This is a genomic window from Halorubrum sp. SD683, assembly GCF_002135045.1.
Classification (GTDB): Archaea; Halobacteriota; Halobacteria; order Halobacteriales; family Haloferacaceae; genus Halorubrum; species Halorubrum ezzemoulense.
The window spans coordinates 1-19249 of record NZ_NEWJ01000036.1; the positions used below are offsets into that span (position 1 = coordinate 1).

Sequence of the window (19249 nt, forward strand, 5' to 3'; positions counted from 1 at the left end):
CATGGCGTTCAGCGAGTGTGTCAAGATTGTCTCCCTGCTTTCGGCCGATCGCCGCGAGAACACGTTCTCGCGGGATCTCTCCCGCTGTTTGCTCACGTAGCTCGTGAAGTTCTTCCAGAGTGATTCCGTCCAACCGACCCATTACTATAGAATACGACTATATTGAGAAATACTTTCGCACGACCGTATCAGTGCGTTTAAATACTGGAGAGTTTACCTGGACACTTCTCCAGTAACCAACTTCCCCAATAGAAGATGATGTAGTCCCTATGCCTCAAAAGCAGGCTGGTCACACCGTCAAAACGTATCGGGATGATTCTTTGACTACCTGGATCCCTACCCTATTCACGGACTCCGATAGCACAATTTATTTATTATTTAATACCATAGATGTTGAAGAATGTCTGAAGATACAGATCATCTTAATAAAGCTGCCGAATCAACACGAGAAGGAATCAGTGGGCTGTTATACGGTATATACCACTACGTGTTAGGTTTCAGCTAATGGACAAAGAGTAAGAATGTATATATTCAAGCTACAATCACTGGAGTAATTTTCGTTATAATAGCTCAAGCTGCTAATATCGTTGGGAGTACTATTTTCACGACTTTTTGGGGCCAGGCAGCTTATATCAGCGGCATAAGGCTTCGTTTGATTCCAATTCCGCTTAGCTTACTAATATATTCACTCACCATCTTGTTCATGCTCTACGGATATTCTTTGGCCTCGGATATACGTGATCTCAATTCGGAAATTGACAAGTTAGAATCAGAAATTGAAAAACTAAAAGAAACATATTCTGATACTGACGACTAACTCCATCCTAATTTGTCTGCCTGACTGGCGACCTCCGTACGACCCTCCATACTCTCGGTTCCTGAGAACTCTATGTGTGGAATATCGACCCGCTCAGTAACCCAAATACCTACCCTCAGACGAGAAATTTCTCGGAGGGACTTACGTATATACGTAGCAAGCGCACCCGCCAATGTTCTAACCGGGTGGTTCGATTCATTGAGTCGCTTACTTTCCCTCCGGATCACACACAGCCTCTCGAAGTTCCTCATAGAGATCAGGATGATGCTCTCGCAGTATCTCCACGTCCGCCGTCATTTCGTCTTCGATTTTCCGACGAACGCGGGAGATGGCCTGATAACGGAGGTCATCTTCTGACTCACTCTCCCCCTCAATGTGGAGGAACCTGAAGAGTGTGACTGTGAGAAACTATCCGGCGACGTTCCGTGTTGGCGGTGTGTGAAAGATGGGAAGCATAAAATCCCAGACATATAGGGGCTAATGGGTCTGCTGAAATCATCAGCAGGTTACTCAATCTAACTTGCTGTGGTCAGTACAAATAACCCACTTACTGACCCCGAGGGCCGACCTACCGACATGGTGTCAGAAATACGGTGCGATATCGAGATTGAGTTCAGCAGTCGGTAAATAGAGGGTGAAAATTCGGTACTGCGGTACTCCTCTCAGTGATCTTATCAAATAATCCACATTCCATATCTGAGATTCCATTTGTAATGATGAGCAGAGATATGACTGGATCTCTTATTCGGAACTATTATTCTACTTCAGTAGTCCCTGTCAATTAATGACAAGTATTGCGCTTATAGTCCTTGACACCGTACGAAAAGACGCGTTCAACGAATACTTCAACTGGCTACCCGGGATTCGTTTTGAAAACGCTTGGTCTCCAACTGCGTGGACAACCCCCGTCCATGCGGCGCTGTTCGGCGGCTTTTATCCGAGTGAACTTGGGGTGTACGCCAAGGCTGAGTCACTTGATTGTGACCAAACAGTTCTCGCCGAACTCCTTTCCAACGTGGGCTATCAAACACGGGCATTTAGCGCAAACGCGAATGTTTCATCGGCGTTCAAATTTGATCGGGGATTCGAAACATTTCGTCACAGTTGGCGAGCCGAAAAACACGATAATGATATTTTCGACTGGGGAGAGTTTATATCTGTAACACAAAATCAAGGTCCCTCACGATTTCTACAGGCAATTTACGAGTGTATCGTTAATGATGTCGACACTATCGATTCGCTAAATTACGGACTCAAGATGAAAGCCCGCGATATGGGTATCGAGTCAATCTCAGGTACTGACGACGGAGCAAAACTCGCACTGAATTACGTCCGCGAGACCGACTTCGGTGACGATGAGTTCTTCTTTGCGAATTTAATGGAGGCCCACGGACCGTACGACCCACCCACAGAATACCAGACAGGCGAGTATACTGCGAGTCCGAATATCGACGACACGATCGGCGACGGACCCAATGAATCACCAGAGACCATTAGGAACGCTTACGACGACTGCGTCCGTTATCTCTCGGATGTCTACCAGGATATCTTCACGGAGCTGAGCGAGGACTTTGACTATGTAATCACGCTCAGCGATCATGGAGAACTGTTCGGCACGGATGGCGTTTGGGCGCACAATCACGGGATCTATCCCGGACTTGTCCACGTACCTCTGTCCATCTACACCGGCCAGGATTCAACCACATATAACGAAACCCTCGTTAGTCTACTTGATGTTCACCGAACAATACTAGATATTGCGGGGATCGACGCCCCATCTCGGGGTCACAATCTACTGGATGATCCTCCAAGTCGTGACCTTCTCGTTGAGCGTCATGGCCTTCGAACTAACCGGATTAAGCAGATGAAGAAAAAAGACTATGACGACTCGATCATCAAACGTTATGATCAAGATCTATATGCGGTTGTGCTTCCAGGAGGCAATTACACCTACGAGACGTTAGATGGATACACATATAATGGCGATTTCGAGGATTCGATGGATCCTCGTGCCCGACTCAAAGATCTACGGTCCGAACTAAACAAGAAAACGGTATCTTTCGACGACGAGACTATTCCCAAAGACGTACAAGAACGCTTAGAAGATCTCGGTTATGCGTGAGTAATTAAAACCGGTTCTTCAAGAACAAGCGTACAAGATATGGGCCCTATATCTCGCCTGGCTATCGGAACCTTTCTCTGAGCTGGTAGAATTCTCCGCAGCAATACGCCCTCTTCAGCTACTGACTGTTTCATACTGTCTTATATCTAGATAAAATGCTTCCAACAGAGCCTCTGTACGATAATAACTGTTAATGTCCGCATACACTTCGTATCAGATGTTATCGAAGTACCCTCGTCGGTTCTTCATTTCCTGCTTCTTCGTACGCTTGTCGTAGTGCTTCTTCAGCACGTCCGCACTCACATCCATCCGCTCTGATACCGCTTCGATCGGGACTTCGCTCCTTCGTGCGTGCGTGATTGCCCCTTTCCTCAACGAGTGTGATGCGTGAGAGGACGGACACTTTGAGGCCGCGTGATAGGAACTTGCGGCCTCGCAGTCGTCGGGGTTTCTGTCGTGGGGACAGTTAAGCCCATACTCGCAAGGACGAGTAGCCCGATAACAGTTACTCCGGATGGATGTTTTGGAGATACGACCTTGGCGAGTCGTCAGTAGCGGTTCGCGTCCAGAATCGTCCGTTTTACCGAATCGGTGATGGTCGATGTAATCCCGCACGATCTGGTTGACCTTCGGCTTGAGAGAGACAACACGTTGGCCCTCTTTCCCGTTCTTTAGCGGGGTTCCCTGATCCGGACGGTGGTGTACTTCGAGAGTACGCTCATCCTTGTCGTAGTCCTTGAGGTCGATAGCCCGAAGCGCACCGTTTCGCATCCCTGTGTGCCACAGTAGCTCGAAGATGACGTGTTCGCGTTGGGAGTAGTTGAAGTTCCGTTGATGCTCGATAATCGCCTGAGCAGTTTCCGCATCGACGTAGTCGTCGTTCACGTCCTCCTTGTTCTTCATCGTCGGCGGATCGATGTAATCGGATAGACCGGGACGGACGGCGTCAATACTTTCGCAGAAGTCGATGAAGACCTTGAGCGTACTCAGTTGCGTCGCCATCGTGACCTTGTTACAGTCGCCCTTCTCCCGTCGCCACTTCTTGTACTGGTGGAAGTGCCGACCGCTTAGGTCGTTCATGTTGCTCACGTCTCCTTCGGTATCGCACCACTCAACGAAAGGAGAGAGTCGATACTTGTGCGCCTTGTAGGTCGCATCCGCCAATTCGCCACGACGGTTTTCGAGATACCACTCCTTTGCTTCCTGCGGGTCGATCGGCTTGAGATCGGTTGTCATTGGTGGGCCTCGCGCTCAGCTCACCAACAGCGATTCCCCAGTATCCATTACTTGCCGAGCGCCCGTGTACGGCACGTACACGGCGTGAGGCGTTCAAATCGCGCCCGGCCCGCTTCTCATAACGGTTCACCGTCTACTGACGAGTTCCCGCGTTGTGCCGCCGTCTCGAAAGGCGGAATCACGAACGGGGTAGAACGCCAGATCGGCGCCATCGAGGTGGCCGACGGCTCGGAGAACTAGCCGAGGGGGAAGAGTCGTGCCGAGACGGTTGATACGAACGTTGAACGGACGGCTCTGCCCGTCGACGGGACTCCTGGCGGACCGCACGGACAAACGGACGAGGGATCGAGCGCCACAGGACCGACACTCGATTCCGGCCCGCGGGGTGGCCGGAGTCAGACTGCGTGTGACACTCCTCACCCGTCTGGGAACTCAACGCCCGTGAACGCGAAGCGAGCGCCGCCCTCGGCGCTCTGCTCGACGCCTATCTCCCACCCGTGAGCGGTGGCGATCTGCTTGACGATGGTCAGTCCGAGGCCCGCGTCCCCTTCGCCCGTGGTGACTCCGTCTTCGAACAGTCGGTCGCGAAGGTCGTCTTGAATCCCCGCGCCGGTGTCTTCGACGTAGAACCCGTTCGGAATGGCTCCGACCCGCACGGTCACGTCGTCGCCGCCGTGTTCGACCGAGTTGCGGAACAGGTTTTCCAAGATCTGTCGCAATCGGCTCTCGTCGGCGGAAATGGCTATCTCTGTCTCGACGCGCAGCGACGCGTCGCCCGTGTCGACGCTCCCCCACGCCGACCGGCTGACCGCTTCGAGATTCGCGGGGGCGACTTCGTCGATCCGGTCGCCCGCCTTCGTCAACGAAACGAGGTCGGTGATCAGGGCCTCCATGCGAGTGAGGGCGGCGTCCGCCGTTTCGAGGTGTTCGCTGTCGGACTCCCTGCGGGCGAGTTCGATCCGCCCTTTCGCGACGTTCACCGGGTTTCGGAGGTCGTGACTGGCGACGTCGACGAACTGATCCAGCTGCTCGTTCCGCATCGTCAGGCGCTCGTTCGCCCGTTCGAGTTCGGAGACCGTCTCCGCGAGCTCCTCGTTCGTACGACGAAGCCGCGCCGCGTACACGCCGATGACCGTGCCGAGCGCCGCGCCGACGCTCAGCGATCCGGTCATCGAGAGCAGGATCGACGAGTCCGCTCGGGAGGCCATCTCCCCGAACCAGGCTCCGAGAATCACGAACGCGAGAAATCCGGTGACAGTCCATTTCAACACCGTCCGCTGGCTCGTCGCGGCGACCCCGTCCGATCGGAGCCGCCCGTACGACACCAATCCGACTCCGATGAGCATCGGAACCGCGGCCTGGAGTGCGAGTATCCCAAAGTCGACGTCCACGAGCACACTCATCACCCCTGTTACGACGATGATCGCCGCCCCCACGATAACGACGGGATTCATCTGAGTGTCGGGAGCCATTTTCGGATGTATTCCAGTATGCGATATTTAAATAATTTCGATATGTACGAGAGCCCTCGGCGCTCCGAGCGCCGGTCGAGGCCGTGATCGAGGGTCGAAACGAGCCCATGTGGCGCACTTATCCGGGCATTCAGCACGGCAGCGACCGAACAGATTATCCCGGCTACCCGCGCTGTGTTCGACGAAACACCCAGAAATAATCAATATAACGTCATTTCATCGAGGCTGACCTCCGGCGCGCGGAGCGGTCGGTCGAGACGGCCGTCTCGCTCGTCGAGGACCTCACGACCGTCCACCCGTTCTCCGTCGAGCCGAGGCGGCTCTCCGAGTCGATGCGCGAGTCGAGCGCCGCGCCGACGGAGCGCGATGAGTGACGCCACGCCGCGGCCGGTCGGGCGGTCGCGCCGAGCGGCCCGCGGTGGGTGATTCCCGTTGCGCTTCTCGCCTCGTCGGTCGTCGTCTGCGAGGCGAACAAGACCCGGGCCGACCTCTCCGGGCTCTAGCTCGACGAGTACGCCCCCGCCGAGGGCTGACGACCGCCCAGTTCGCCGAGGCGTTCGACGGCGGGGTCGCGGTCCTCGTGCCGGACGAGTCGCTCGGCGACGGGGCGGCCGAGGAGATACTGGAACGGTCGCGGTCGGAGGCGTCGCACTGTCGCGTGCTCTGTGTCAGGGAGCGGTCGGCCCCGGACGCGGAGGCGCCGTACGGCCGCGACATCGAACGCCCGGTGTTCGAAGCGGACCTCGTCGACACCGTCGAGACGCTGTTCCACCGGGCCGACTACCACCTGCTCTTGGACCAGCACTACCGGACCACCGTGCTTATCTCGGCGTACGAGTGGCGGGACGGCGGCGATCCGACGGACGACGGCCGGTACGACCGACTCGTCGGCCGGACCGAGCGCTTCCGGGAGTAGTTGACTCGGCTGCGACGACGGATGAGCGGCGAGGACGTTCGCGCCGGCGCCGAGGGGATCGCGGTCGGCGACGGCGACGGCGTCGCCGAGGAGGAGTCCGTCGAGAGCAAGTACCGCCCCGACGAGTGCGCCCGGCGCGGGAGCGACTGGACCAAACGGGTCGACGGCGAACGGGCGGCGGTGAAGACCGGCGCGTACGTGTGGCGGTGCGAGCGCTGCGGCCACGTGGACATGCGGGCGGGCGCGAACCACCGACGCGTCACCTCCTCCAACCGCTGAGGCGGTCGGCGAGCAGTTCGCTCAACCGCCCCTGCGCCGCTCGCCCCGGCGTGGGTGATTTATGTGCTTCGCCGACGACGACGCTGCGTACATGTCGAGTCTCGACGACGCGGCGGCGGTGATAACGGGAGCGAGTTCGGGAATCGGTGAGGCGACGGCGCACGCGCTCGCCGAGCGCGGGGCGAACGTCGTCCTCGTGGCGCGGCGGCGCGAGGCGCTCGAATCGGTCGCGGACGACGTGCGGTCCGAGCACGGCGTCGAGGCCGTGGTCGCGGACGGCGACGTGCGCGACCCGGCGACCTCGCAAGCGGCGGTCGAGGCCGCGGTCGACGAGTTCGGCGACCTCGACGTGGCCGTCGTCAACGCGGGCGTCGCCCGCGGGAGCGACGTGGCGACGATGACCGACGAGGAGTACTCGGTGATGCAGGAGACGAACGTCGACGGCGCGTTCTTCCTCACGCGCGCGGCGCTCCCGCACCTCACGGAGAGCGAGGGGAGCCTGATCGCGGTCGGCAGCTTCGCCGGGGAGTACCCGCGGTCGTTCAACCCCGTGTACGCCGCGACGAAGTGGTGGGTCCGCGGGTTCGCGCACAGCGTCGCGGCGCAGGTCGGCGACGAGGGCGTGGCCGTCTCCGTGGTCAACCCCTCGGAGGTCCGGACGGAGTTCGGGAGCGAGGACGGCGAGCCGTTCGAGGAGCGGTTCGAGCCCGGGAGCGTCACCGAGCCCGAGGAGGTGGCTGAGGCGATCTCTTTCGCCGCGTCGCGGCCCGGCTCGACGGCCCAGGAGATCGACCTCTTCCGGCGCGACAAGTTCGCCGACGCGCTGTAGCCGCCCCGGTCCGGGCGGACGAGCCGTCGAGCGTCGGGCCCCGGCCTTCGAACCGTAACCCCTTTTGAATCACCGGACGGCGGACGCGTGTGAGCAACGCGACGGACGGACCGAAGCGATCGCAGTTCTGGGCGCTGTACCTCACTCGGTTCGCGGAGGGGTTCGGGTTCATCACGCTGTTGACGCTCTTGCCGACGTACATCAACGCGTTGGACCCGCAGGCGGTCACCGTGTTGGGCGTCACGGTCTCGGCCGGCTTCGTCATCGGGATGTACACCACCGGGTTCACGCTCGCGCAGACGGCCGCGGTGGTCCCGCTTGCGTGGGCCGGCGACCGGTTCGACAAGCGGCGCGTCCTCCTTGCCGTTCTCGTGGCCGGTGCGGGCGTGTACGCGCTGTTCCCGCTGGTCGACTCCTCGGCCACGTTCGTCGCCGTGCGCGCGCTTCAGGGGTTCGTCGTCACCGGCGCGGGGCTGATGACGCTCTCGCTCGTCGGCCAGATCGCCGAAGCGGGCACCCGGGCAGACAAGATCGGGAAGGCGAACGCCGCCTCGTTCGCCGCCTCGATACTCGGCTCGCTCGGCGCGGGCGCCATCTACGACGCCGTCGGCTTCGGGCCCGTCTTCGGGGTCATCACGGCGCTGATGGTGGCCGCGTGGCTCGTCACGTGGGGCGTGCTCGACGACGACCCGACGCGGATCGAGGGGTTCCCCTTCACCGACCTCGCGGTCAACCGCAAGCTCCTGACGATATCGACGTTCCGGGCGCAGTACGCCTTCGCGGTGACGATGGTCCGGACGTGGGTTCCCATCTACGCGGGGACGGCGGTCGGCGGCGGGGGGCTCGCGGTCGGGGCGACCGCGGTGGCGGTGACGGTCACCGCCGAGAAGGCGACCAACATGGTCGGGCAACTGTTCACGGGTCGGCTCTCAGACGCCTACGGGCGGTCGCTGTTCGTGTTCGGCGGCGGCGGAGCCTACGGGGTGATCGCGATGGCGATCCCGTTCTCGGCGCCGATCGGTGCCGCCCTCGGTAGCGGCGTCACGGTCCCCGTACTGGGCGCGCTCCCGCCGGCGTACCTTCCGCTCGTCTGCCTCTCGGGACTCCTCGGCGTCGCCGACTCGTTCCGGGAGCCGGCCAGCATGGCGCTGTTCGCCGACGAGGGGACCGACGACGGCGGCGTCGCCTCCAGTTTCGGCATCCGAGAGCTGGTGTGGCGGCCGGGGTCGGTGGCCGGCCCTCTCATCGCCGGCTGGCTCATGGTCGAGGTGAGCATGGCGTCCGTCTTCTACGTCGGCGGCGCGTTCGCGGTCACCGGCGTCCTCGCGTTCCTCGCGATCCTCGCGCGGGACCACGGTCGCGCGGCGCTGACGACGTGGTAGGACCGCGTGCGGCCCGCACACCGAGCGGCCACGTCCGCTTACCGCTTCCGCAGCGCGGCGCGGTAGTGCGGGCCGTCGCCGGAGCCCTCGCGGTCGACCGCGTCCACGACCCAGTCGGTCCCAACGGCGGCCTCGCGGAGTCGGTCCGGCGAGAACAGCCGGAAGTGGAGCGTCGGGTCCGTCTCCCCGTCGTACCGGAACCACATGAGGCGGTGCGCGAGCCCCGGCGTCGGGTCCGCGCGGTAGCCGAACAGGTCTGCCGCCTCGGAGTGCTCGGGATCGTAGCAGTCGACCACCGCGGTCGCGTCGGGCGTCGTCACGAACGCGAGGTCGCTGAGGAACGCCGAGAGCCCGCGCATCGATCCCGCCAGCCCGATCTGCGTCCCGATCGCGAGCGCCGACGCGAATCGGTCGCGCTCGAACGACTCGCGGAGGGCGAACATGTCGCCCTCCCTCGCGTCGGCGACGCCGCGGTCCCGCATTGTCTCGACGAGCGCCGGGCTGGCTTCGACGGCCACCGTCTCGAACCGCTCCTGAAACCGCAGCGCGTGGCGGCCAGCGCCGGCGCCGAGGTCGACCAGCGGGCACTCCAGCCGGGACGCTAGCCACGACCCCGCCTCGTCGTCGGGGTCGAACTCGGTGAAATAGAACGCCTCGATCGGATGTTCGCGGACCGCCTCGCCGTCTCCCTGGTAGAGCGGCTCCGTCCGGTCGCCACGGTTGTGGTCGCGGAGCGCGCGTCCGAAGGCGTCGGCCATACGCCGGACTGTCCGCTCACGGTGAAAAGCGGTCCGTGATATCGTCACGCAGTGACGCATCGGGTCGCACCTCGTGTCCGCCGGCGACGGGACCGGACGCAGTTGACCGTTCAGTCGTCGCCCTCGGCGGCCGACCCGCCGGTCGAGTTGGCGACCCGCTTCGTCTCGCTGTCCACGCTGATCCCCTCCCAGTCGTCGTCGGTGTGGAACCCCTCGCGCTCCTTCGCGCCGGGGGCGACGCGCATGAACTCGGCGCGCTCCCGGGCGCCTTCGAGCGTGTGCCCGCCGCAGTACGAGAGGCCCGAACGAATCCCCTGGCAGAACTCCTCGGCGACCGTCCCCACCGGGCCCTTGAAGGGCGTCAGCGCCTCGACGCCCTCGTCGGCGCCCACGTTCGCGCCTTTGTCGTCCCGGTCCTCGGCGGCGGCGGTCGTCGCCATCCCGCGCGACCGCTTGTACCGCGTCCCGTCGACCTCGACGACCGCCCCCGGGGCCTCCGCCGTCCCGGCGAAGAGGCTCCCGAGCATCACCGTGTCGGCCCCCGCCATCAGCGCCTTCGCCGCGTCGCCGGAGGTCCGAATGCCGCCGTCGGCGCAGATCGTCACGTCGAGGTCCGCGGCCGCGGTCGCGCAGTCGTCGACCGCGGTGAGCTGTGGGACGCCGGCCCCGGCGACCTTCCGCGTCGTACAGTGCGAACCCGGCCCGATGCCGACCTTCACGCAGTCGGCCCCGGCCGCCGCGAGGTCCTCGACGCCCGCCGGCGTGGCGACGTTGCCGGCGACGAGGTCCGTCTCCGGGAACTCCGCAGCGATCTCCTCGACGGCCGCGATCGTCCGGTCGAGGTGGCCGTGCGCGACGTCGACGACGATCGCGTCCACGCCGGCGTCGACCAGCGCGGCGCTGCGAGCGAGGTGGTCCTCGTTGATGCCGACCGCGGCCGCGACCCGCTCGCCGGCCGCGGCCACCCGCTCGACCTGCGCCGACTGCTCGTCGACGGTGAGGAAGCGGTGGAGGACGCCGAGCCCGCCGGCCCGCGAGAGCTCGATCGCCAGTTCGGCCTCCGTGACGGTGTCCATCGCCGCCGAGACCAGCGGGGTCTCCAGTTCGACGTTCGGCGTGAACCGCGTCGACAGGTCCACGTCGCTCCGGCTGTCGACGGGCGACCGCTGCGGGACGAGCAGCACGTCCCCGTAGCTCAGCCCGGTTCGTAGATCGTTCATACCCTTAGCGGGACGAGGGACGGACGGTAAAAAACCTCTCGATAGCCGGAGCGGGCGCGGTCGCGCTGCCGCGACGCGTCAGTACCCCTGCTCGGCCAGGGCGCCCTCGAGCGCCGCGAGGACGTACTCGACGTTCTTCGGGCGGGCAGAGTGCCCCATACAGCCGATGCGCCAGATGTCGCCCTCCAGGTCCCCGAGCCCGGAGGCGATCTCCAGGTCGTACTCGTCGAGCAGGCGGTCGATGACTGCGGCGTCGTCGACCCCGTCGGGCACCCGGACCGCGTTCAGACTTGGGAGCCAGTACTCGTCGGGAGCGTTCATTTCGAGGCCCAGATCGCGGAGCCCTACCTTCAGGTCGCCGGCGACCTCGCGGTGACGCGTCCACCGCTCTTCGATTCCCTCCTCGGCGACGAGGCGGAGCGCCTCGCGGAGCGCGTACACGTTCGTGATCGGCGCGGTGTGGTGGTACGCGCGCTCGTCGCCCCAGTACCCCTCCAACAGCGAGAGGTCGAGGTACCACGAGCGGGCCGGCTCCTCGCGGTCGAGCACCTTGTCCATCGCGCGGTCGTTGAGCGTGAGTGGGCTCGCCCCCGGCGGACACGAGAGGCACTTCTGCGGGCCGGAGTAGGCGGCGTCGACGTCCCACTCGTCGACGCGCATCTCGACGCCGCCGAGCGAGGTGACGCAGTCCGCGATCACGAACGCGTCGTGAGCGTGCGCGATGTCGGTTAGTTCGGAGACGTTCGGCTGGCGGACGCCCGTCGACGTCTCCGCGTGGACGAACCCGAACACGTCCGGCTGGTGTTCGTTGAAGCCGCGCTCGACGTCGACGGGGTCGAGGGGCTCGCCCCACGGGGCGTCCACCTCGACGACCTCGCCGCCCGCGCGCTCGGCCATCGACTTCATCCGGCCGCCGAAGTAGCCGTTCGTCGGTACCAGCATCGTGTCGCCCGGCTCGACGAGGTTGCCGATGGCGGCCTCCATCGACGCCGACCCGGTCCCGGAGACCGGGATCGTCCACTGGTTGTCGGTCCGGAACGTGTAGCGCAACAGCTCCTGGACCTCGTCCATGATCTCGACGAACGACGGGTCGAGGTGGCCGACGAGCGGCGTGCTCATCGCCTTGAGCACGCGCGGGTGGACGTCGCTCGGTCCGGGCCCCATCAGGGTCCGGTCCGGCGGCGTCAGCTCTCCGACGTCCGGAGCTCCGTCGTCCGCGGTGGCCGTCATCGATCGGTTGCTCATACCCCACGCTCCCGCGGCGGTGACAAAAAACACGGCGGAAAACGAACAGAGCGCGCCGGCGGAGGGCGGCGACCCCGCGGCCGGTCGGGAGTCTACCACCGGTGATCCCGGGAAGTAAAGTGGCAGTAATACAGTCCGTATGTATGAACGATACACCCGGAGCATCGGCGCCCGACGCCGACCTCCGGGTGGTCCTCGATCGGATGGCGGACGGGTTCTTCGCGCTCGACGCCGACTGGCGGATCACCTACACGAACGAGACGGGCGCGGCGATCCTCCGCGAGGCGATGGCCGACGACATCGTTGAGTCCCGCGAATCCGTCGAGGGAGCGAACATCTGGGAGTCGATCCCCGAGGCCGTCGAAACGGAGTTCTACGACCGGTACCACGAGGCGATGGAGACCCAGGAGCCGGTGTCGTTCGACTCGTACTACGAACCGCTCGACACGTGGTTCGACGTGCGCGTCTCGCCCTCCGAGTCGGGCCTCTCGATCCACCTCCGGGATATCACCGAACAGCGGGAGTTAGAACGGCAACGGGAGCGAGACCTCAAAGCGGTCCAACGGCTGTACGCCGTCTCCTCCGACCGGAAGCGACCGTTCGAGGAGAAGCTCGACTCGCTGTTCGAGCTGGGCTGTGAGTACCTCGACGTGCCGAACGGATTTCTCACCCGCATTGACGACGGAACACAGTACATCGAGGCGTCACACGCGACACACGAGGCGCTCCAACCCGGCGAGAGCTGCCCACTGGCCGAGGCGTACTGTAAGCAAACCATCGGGCAAGAAGACCTCCTGACCGTCGTCGACGCGGCGGCAGAGGGGTGGAGCGACGACCCCGCGTTCGACCGGTTCAACCTTGGCACCTACGTCGGCGGCCGAGTCGAGGTCGACGCCGAGCTGTACGGGACGCTCTGTTTCGCCGACACCGCGGCCAGATCGGAGCCGTTCACCGACCTCCAGCAGACCTTCGTGCGGCTGCTCACCCGGTGGGTCAGCTACGAACTGGAGCGCAAGCGGGCAGAAGCGGAGGTCCAGCGCGAGCGCGACCGTCACGAGGAGTTCACGAGCGTCGTCACCCACGACCTCCGGAACCCGCTGAACGCCGCGATTGGCCACGTCGATCTCGTTGACGCCGACGGCGACGACCACCTCCAAGCGGTGAAGGACTCGCTGTCGCGGATGGAGACGCTCATCGACGACCTGCTGACGTTAGCCCGGGAGGGCACGCAGGTCGAGGATCTGACGGCGGTCGACGTCGCCGACCTGAGCCGCGAGGCCTGGGGCACCGCCGAGACGAGGGGCGCCGACCTCACCGCCACCGACGACCGCGTCGTGGTCCGCGCCGACAGGTCCAAGCTCCGCCAACTGTTAGAGAACCTGTTCCGTAACGCGGTCGACCACGGCGGGACCGACGTGACGATCCGTGTCGCCCCCCTCGCCGACGCGAGCGGGTTCTTCGTGGAGGACGACGGGCCCGGAATCCCCGCCTCGGAGCGCGAAAAGGTGTTCGAGTCGGGATTCACGACCAGCAAGGACGGGACCGGGCTCGGGCTGCGAATCGTCGAGGAGATCGCGGCCGCCCACGGGTGGACGGTGACGGTCGGCGAGGGGAGCGAGGGCGGGGCGCGCTTCGAGATCGAGGGCGTACAGTTCGTCGACGACTGACCGCGGCCGACGACGGGCCGCTCGGGCCGGTTACTCGTCGACGAAGTCCGGCTCCGTCCGCTTCTCGTCGCGCTCGTCGACGAGGTGGTCGACGAACGTGTCGAGGTCGACGTCGCCGCGCTGGTTCTCGAAGCGGTCGCGCACCGAGACCGCGCCCGCCTCCTGCTCGTCGTCGCCGACGATGACCATGTACGGGAGGCGGTCGTCGTGGCCCGCGCGGATCTTGCGGCCGACGGTCCAGTCGCGGTCCTCGACCTCGACGCGGAAGCCCGCGTCTTCCAGCTCGTTCTTCACGCGGTGGGCGTAGCCCAGCGTCTCGTCGGAGACGGGGAGGATCCGAACCTGCTCCGGCGCGAGCCACAGCGGGAAGTTCCCGTCGAAGTGCTCGATCAGCACCATGAAGAACCGCTCGTAGCTCCCGTACAGCGCCCGGTGGATCATCACCGGCTGGTGCTCCTCGTTGTCCTCGCCCGTGTAGGTCAGGTCGAACCGGTCGGGCATGTTGAAGTCGAGCTGGACGGTCGGACCGTCCCAGACGCGGCCGAGGGCGTCCTCGAAGCCGAAGTCGATCTTCGGGCCGTAGAACGCGCCGTCGCCGGGCTCGATGTCGTAGTCGTAGCCGCCCGATTCGAGCACGTCGCGGAGCTGCTCCTCGGCGGACTCCCAGATCTCGTCGCCGCCGACGGACTTGTCGGGGCGGGTCGCTAAGGCGACCTCGACCTCCAGATCGAGCGTCTCCACGACCTCGAAGATCATCTCGATCACCGACTCGATCTCCTGCCGGATCTGGTCGGGGCGGACGAACAGGTGGCCGTCGTCGATGGTGAACGACCAGACGCGCGAGAGGCCCGACAGCTCGCCGCGCTGCTCTTTCCGGTACACCTTCCCGTTCTCGAAGTAGCGCTGGGGGAGGTCGCGGTACGACCAGTTCTGCTGGTCGAAGATCGTCGCGTGGCCCGGGCAGTTCATCGGCTTCAGGCCGTACTCCTCGTCGTTCACGTCGAGGAGGAACATGTCGTCCTTGTAGTTCTCGTAGTGGCCGGACTGCTTCCACAGCTCCGTCCGGAACACGTGCGGCGTCTCGACCTCCTCGTACCCCTTCTCGCGGTTGAGCTCGTTCGCGAAGTCGGACAGCTCGCGCAGCACCGTCTTCCCCGGCGGGTGGTACAGCGGCAGGCCGGGGCCGGTCACCGTCGGGATCGAGAAGAGGTTCATCTCCTGCCCGATCTTTCGGTGGTCGCGCTCTTGGGCCTCCTCGCGGAGTTCGAGGTACTCCTGGAGGTCGGACTCGCTCGCGAACGCGGTGCCGTACACGCGCGTCAGCGTGTCGTTCTCCTCGTCGCCGCGCCAGTAGGCGGCCGACACCTCGAGCAGCGTCGCCGCGCCGATCTCGCCGGTCGACTCGACGTGCGGGCCCTGACAGAGGTCCTGCCAGTCGTCCTGGACGTAGAAGGTGACCTCCTCGCCGTCGGCCTCCTCGTCGAGTATCTGGCGTTTGTACTCGTTGTCGGCGTAGATCTCTTTCGCCTCCTCGCGCGAGCGGACCTCGCGCTCGATGTCGTAGTCGGCGGCGATTATCTTGTCCATCTCCGCCTCGACGGCGGCCAGGTCGTCCTCGTCGACGTCCACGTCGGTCACGTCGTAGTAGAAGCCGTCGTCGGTCGGCGGGCCGATCGTCAGCGTCGCCTCCGGGTGGAGCCGCTGGAGCGCCTGCGCGAACACGTGGGCCGCGGAATGGCGCAACACCGTGAGGTACTCGTCGGACTGGTCGGTGACGATCTCGATCCGCGCGCCGTCGTGGACCGCCGCGTGCTTCTCGACGAGTTCGCCGTCGATCTTCCCCGCGACGGTGTCGCGACCGAGCCCGGGGCCGATCTCGAAGGCGACGTCCTCGACTGTCGAGCCCGCCGGAACGGTGAGTTCTGATCCGTCCGGCAGGACGACCGTCACCTCGGCCTCCGCATCGGTCTCGCTCATACAGTGTCGGAACCGGACGACCGGCATAAGTGTGTTCGATCCGCGGCGCCGAGCGTCACGGTCGACCGGACATCGTTCGGCGCTCGCCGCCAGATCCCGGCAAGTCACGCCGCCGCTCTGGAGCCCCGGATCGGGAGCGAGCGATGGCAACACACAAATCACCCGGCAACGTTTGCCGCCCTATGACCAGTCATCGGGAGCCCCTGTCGTCGGTGTTGGAGGCGATCGGGGAGACGCCGCTCGTCGAGGTCCACGACGCGCCGACCGCGGTGCCGGTGTACGCCAAGCTGGAGTCATTCAACCCGGGAGCGAGCATCAAGGACCGCATCGGGAGGTACATGCTCAAACGCATGCTGGAGCGGGGCGACCTCGGCGAGGGCGGCACCGTGGTCGAGCCGACCGCCGGCAACACCGGGATCGGGCTCGCGGTCGCCGCCAAGCAGCTGGGGTTAAACGCCGTCTTCGTCGTTCCCGAGCGCTTCTCGGTGGAGAAACAGCAGCTCATGCGCGCGCTCGGCGCCGAGGTGGTGAACACGCCGAGCGAGGACGGGATGGGGCTCGCGATCGACCGCGCCCACGAGATCGCGGCGGAGCTCGACGACGCGGTCGTCCCCCAACAGTTCTCGAACCCGCTCAACGCCGAGGCACACTACGAGACGACCGCCCCCGAGATCGACGAGGCCCTCGACGGCGAGGTCGGCGCGGTCGTCGCCGGCTGCGGCACGGGCGGGACGCTGATGGGGATCGCCCGCTACTTCCGCGAGGCCGACCCGGACACCCACGTCGTCGCGGTCGAGCCGGCCGGCTCCGCGTACCGCGAGTTCCTCGGCGAAGACGTCGACCACGAGGCGTACAAGACCGAGGGGATCGGCACCCACGACACCGGACGCAACGAGCTGTTCGACCCGGACCTCGTCGACGAGATCCAAGCGATCGACGACCGCGACGTCCACGAGGAGATGGGCCGGCTCGCGAGCGAGGAGGGCCACCTCGTCGCCTCCTCGTCGGCCGCGAACGCGATCGCGGCGAAGCGGGTCGCGCGGGAGATCCGCGACGGCAAGATAGACGCCCCGCACGACGCGGTCGTCACCGTCTTCCCCGACTCCTCCGAGCGCTACCTCTCGAAGGGCGTCTACCGGTCCTTCGAGGAGTGGGAGGGGTAGGTGGCGGAGCGGCGCGACGCCGCCCAGACTCCGGCCGGTACCGCGGCCGCCGCCCGGTCCGTTATCCGCGCAGTCGACCGTGTTCGACCTTGAGACAGCGGTCCTGAACGACGTCGATCCCGTCCTCCTCCGCGGCCGCGGCCGCCTCGTCGTGGCTGATCCCGAGTTGGATCCACAGCGTCCCGGCGTCGCCGCGCGACGCGTGTCGCTCGCGGACGGCCTCGGCGATCTCCGGGACCTCCTCGCTCGGCCGGAACACGTCAACGATGTCGATCTCTTCTTCCACGTCGCCGACCGCGTCGTACGCCGGTTCGCAGAGCACCTCGTCCGCGAACGGATTCACCGGGATCACGCGGTACCCCCGGTCCTGAAGATACGCGGGCACGTCGTGCGCGGCCTTCCCGGGCGTCGTCGAACAGCCGACGACGGCGATCGTCTCTGCGTCGAGCAGGCGGTCGAGTCCGGCGTCGTCCGTGACGGGCATGGTCGACGATTCGATCGCCATGCGATTAAACGGATCCCTAGCCGCTGTGAAGAGAAGCGTGGTCGTCGGCTCCCGGTCAGGGGAGTCGGATCTCGGGGTCGCCGTCCTCGGGGACGGTGACGATGCCGTCGAACAGCTGTTTGAGCGTGTTCATCGCCTGGTCGTCGTGGGCGGTCGAGTCGATGCTGTACAGTCCCAGTCCGTCGACGCTCTGGACGCGGCCCGTGAACACGTGGAGGAACCGGAACACCGTCTGGAGGTCCGAGTACATCAGCAGCGTCGACAGCGAGTAGACCATCACGCGGTTCTGATCGATACCGCGGTCGCCGAACGCCTGGAGGAACTCGGAGAGCTTGATCCCGATCCCGGTCATGTCTACCGGCGAGGAGGCGTACTTGATACGGTCGGACTCGCGGGTCTCGCCCCCCTGCTGGCGGGTGACGCAGTCGACGACCGCGACGGGCTTCCCCTCGTAGGGCGTCCGCTCCTCGTAGTCGCGGAGCACCCGATCGGCGCCGTCCTTGGTGGTGACGACGATGGCGCCCTCGTCGCGATCGGTCCCTGCGGCGAGGACGTCCATCATTATCGACCGCTTCCCGCTGAGCGGCGGGCCGGTCAACAGAATGTTGGTCCCGGGATCGACCTCGGCGTCGAAATGCGGCGTCAGCTCATACATGGACGCACCTCGGGGGCGGCGACGTCGGCGCGATCCACTCGTTCGGCCGCGAGGCCGTGCGACCAAGACACATCTACTACCTGAACATGCCCGCTCCGAATAATATTCTTTTTGATCGGCCCCTGCGACGCGACGGCGCGTCTCGATCGGGCCGTGGACCCGATCGGACGGCGAATTCGGCCACCAGTGGGGGGCCGAACGCCGCCGGACCGTGGAAATCTATCACGCAGGCGAATCGACCGATCGGCGACGCCGGGCCGGAACCGACGGACTGCGCGGCGCCGGTTTCGAATCGCGGGACTTAACACGCTCTCGGAAGTAAGCCGACGTGAGGGCGCTTAGCTCAGTTTGGACAGAGTGCTTGGCTTCGGACCAAGTTGCCACGGGTTCAAATCCTGTAGCGCCCACTCACTCGCGGTCCGTTGCCGAACTAGTCCTAATTCTACTGTATAGTCTCGGATCAAATGGTGGGTGTGGAGAGCTTGTCGGATTCATCCCGCGCCTAAAGGCCTGTCTCTTACCCACAAGTTCACCGAGTCCCAAACAGACGTTTCAGACGCTGTCGAACCAAATCTATTCTCGAGAGATCGAGGTGAGGAGCGATTCGGACGGTGATATCGGCAGTGGGGGGTTGTTGAATGTGGTAAACGAGATCAGCAAAATCGTCCCATGGAAGTGTTAAGTCTGTAGATATCGAGGTTTCAACCGGATTTATTGACTTCGACAACGACTCGATTTGTGGGTAAGAGACAGGCCTAAAGGCGCGGGTATTCTCCTTGCGTTTTATAAAACCGGCGTCACTCGCTTACCGTTCCGATCGGTTGCCGGTTACTAGAGACTGTGCGGAGCGCACACGAGACTCACAATTTCGGCCGCCGCTCGCGAGATCGGTGTTGAGTAGCGACGGGAACCGGACTCAGTCGGCTTCGAGGTGCTCTCGTCGCGTTCGCCAATGAGGGAGACTCGACCGCGATCGTGATACGACTGTCCCCCTGCGGGTCGTAGC

16 protein-coding genes and 1 tRNA gene are annotated in these 19249 nt (G+C 64.0%); 9 read left to right on the forward strand and 8 right to left on the reverse strand.

Features of this window, described 5'->3' with window-relative positions; genetic code table 11:
* Window positions 1–1015: 1015 nt before the first annotated feature.
* On the forward strand, window positions 1016–1174 hold the full coding sequence (locus B9G49_RS16555; RefSeq protein ID WP_158093611.1) for a hypothetical protein: 159 nt from the start codon (window positions 1016–1018) through the stop codon (window positions 1172–1174).
* A 427-nt stretch (window positions 1175–1601) separates the two neighbouring features.
* A complete protein-coding gene (locus tag B9G49_RS10090; RefSeq protein ID WP_086216271.1) occupies window positions 1602–2939 on the forward strand; it encodes a sulfatase-like hydrolase/transferase in 1338 nt (445 codons plus the stop codon).
* A 213-nt stretch (window positions 2940–3152) separates the two neighbouring features.
* On the opposite strand, the gene B9G49_RS10095 is transcribed toward B9G49_RS10090, so the two are convergent.
* Both B9G49_RS10095 and B9G49_RS10100 read right to left on the reverse strand, forming a co-directional pair.
* Entirely contained in the window at window positions 3153–4175 is a 1023-nt protein-coding gene (locus tag B9G49_RS10095; protein WP_086216272.1) for a site-specific integrase, read from the reverse strand.
* Between the two features lie 416 nt (window positions 4176–4591).
* A complete protein-coding gene (locus tag B9G49_RS10100) occupies window positions 4592–5647 on the reverse strand; it encodes a sensor histidine kinase KdpD (protein ID WP_233125191.1) in 1056 nt (351 codons plus the stop codon).
* A 580-nt stretch (window positions 5648–6227) separates the two neighbouring features.
* Here B9G49_RS10100 and B9G49_RS17020 point away from each other — a divergent pair.
* The 4 genes from B9G49_RS17020 to B9G49_RS10120 all read left to right on the forward strand — a co-directional run bounded on the left by B9G49_RS17020 (window position 6228) and on the right by B9G49_RS10120 (window position 9053).
* Window positions 6228–6563, forward strand: a complete 336-nt coding sequence (locus B9G49_RS17020) for a hypothetical protein (RefSeq protein ID WP_233125192.1) — start codon at window positions 6228–6230, stop codon at window positions 6561–6563.
* A gap of 21 nt (window positions 6564–6584) precedes the next feature.
* A complete protein-coding gene (locus tag B9G49_RS17025; protein ID WP_233125193.1) occupies window positions 6585–6842 on the forward strand; it encodes a hypothetical protein in 258 nt (85 codons plus the stop codon).
* A gap of 91 nt (window positions 6843–6933) precedes the next feature.
* Window positions 6934–7671 (forward strand): SDR family oxidoreductase, encoded by a 738-nt coding sequence (locus tag B9G49_RS10115; protein ID WP_086216274.1) that lies wholly within the window; start codon window positions 6934–6936, stop codon window positions 7669–7671.
* 89 nt (window positions 7672–7760) lie between these two features.
* Window positions 7761–9053: an MFS transporter gene (locus B9G49_RS10120; protein WP_086216275.1), complete on the forward strand. Its 1293-nt coding sequence runs from the start codon at window positions 7761–7763 to the stop codon at window positions 9051–9053.
* A 38-nt stretch (window positions 9054–9091) separates the two neighbouring features.
* Here B9G49_RS10120 and B9G49_RS10125 read toward each other — a convergent pair whose 3' ends face one another.
* From B9G49_RS10125 to B9G49_RS10135, 3 genes are all read right to left on the reverse strand, one after another.
* Window positions 9092–9811, reverse strand: coding sequence for a class I SAM-dependent methyltransferase (locus B9G49_RS10125; protein ID WP_049929676.1), 720 nt, complete (start codon window positions 9809–9811; stop codon window positions 9092–9094).
* Between the two features lie 110 nt (window positions 9812–9921).
* The gene (locus B9G49_RS10130) at window positions 9922–11031 is read right to left on the reverse strand and encodes a guanosine monophosphate reductase (protein WP_086216276.1); all 1110 of its coding nucleotides are present in this window, start codon (window positions 11029–11031) and stop codon (window positions 9922–9924) included.
* 78 nt (window positions 11032–11109) lie between these two features.
* Window positions 11110–12276: an alanine--glyoxylate aminotransferase family protein gene (locus tag B9G49_RS10135; protein ID WP_086216277.1), complete on the reverse strand. Its 1167-nt coding sequence runs from the start codon at window positions 12274–12276 to the stop codon at window positions 11110–11112.
* Window positions 12277–12419: 143 nt separating this feature from the next.
* Between B9G49_RS10135 and B9G49_RS10140 the strand changes: the two genes are divergently transcribed.
* Window positions 12420–13943, forward strand: a complete 1524-nt coding sequence (locus tag B9G49_RS10140; RefSeq protein WP_086216278.1) for an ATP-binding protein — start codon at window positions 12420–12422, stop codon at window positions 13941–13943.
* A gap of 30 nt (window positions 13944–13973) precedes the next feature.
* On the opposite strand, the gene thrS is transcribed toward B9G49_RS10140, so the two are convergent.
* Window positions 13974–15947, reverse strand: a complete 1974-nt coding sequence (gene thrS, locus B9G49_RS10145; protein ID WP_198943830.1) for a threonine--tRNA ligase — start codon at window positions 15945–15947, stop codon at window positions 13974–13976.
* Window positions 15948–16102: 155 nt separating this feature from the next.
* Between thrS and B9G49_RS10150 the strand changes: the two genes are divergently transcribed.
* Window positions 16103–17083: a PLP-dependent cysteine synthase family protein gene (locus tag B9G49_RS10150; RefSeq protein WP_086216280.1), complete on the forward strand. Its 981-nt coding sequence runs from the start codon at window positions 16103–16105 to the stop codon at window positions 17081–17083.
* A 61-nt stretch (window positions 17084–17144) separates the two neighbouring features.
* Here B9G49_RS10150 and B9G49_RS10155 read toward each other — a convergent pair whose 3' ends face one another.
* The gene (locus B9G49_RS10155) at window positions 17145–17567 is read right to left on the reverse strand and encodes a CoA-binding protein (protein ID WP_086216287.1); all 423 of its coding nucleotides are present in this window, start codon (window positions 17565–17567) and stop codon (window positions 17145–17147) included.
* Between the two features lie 76 nt (window positions 17568–17643).
* Window positions 17644–18243, reverse strand: coding sequence for a recombinase RecA (locus B9G49_RS10160; protein WP_086216281.1), 600 nt, complete (start codon window positions 18241–18243; stop codon window positions 17644–17646).
* Window positions 18244–18575: 332 nt separating this feature from the next.
* Here B9G49_RS10160 and B9G49_RS10165 point away from each other — a divergent pair.
* Window positions 18576–18650: transfer RNA gene (locus B9G49_RS10165), tRNA-Arg, on the forward strand.
* The last annotated feature ends 599 nt before the right edge of the window (window positions 18651–19249 follow it).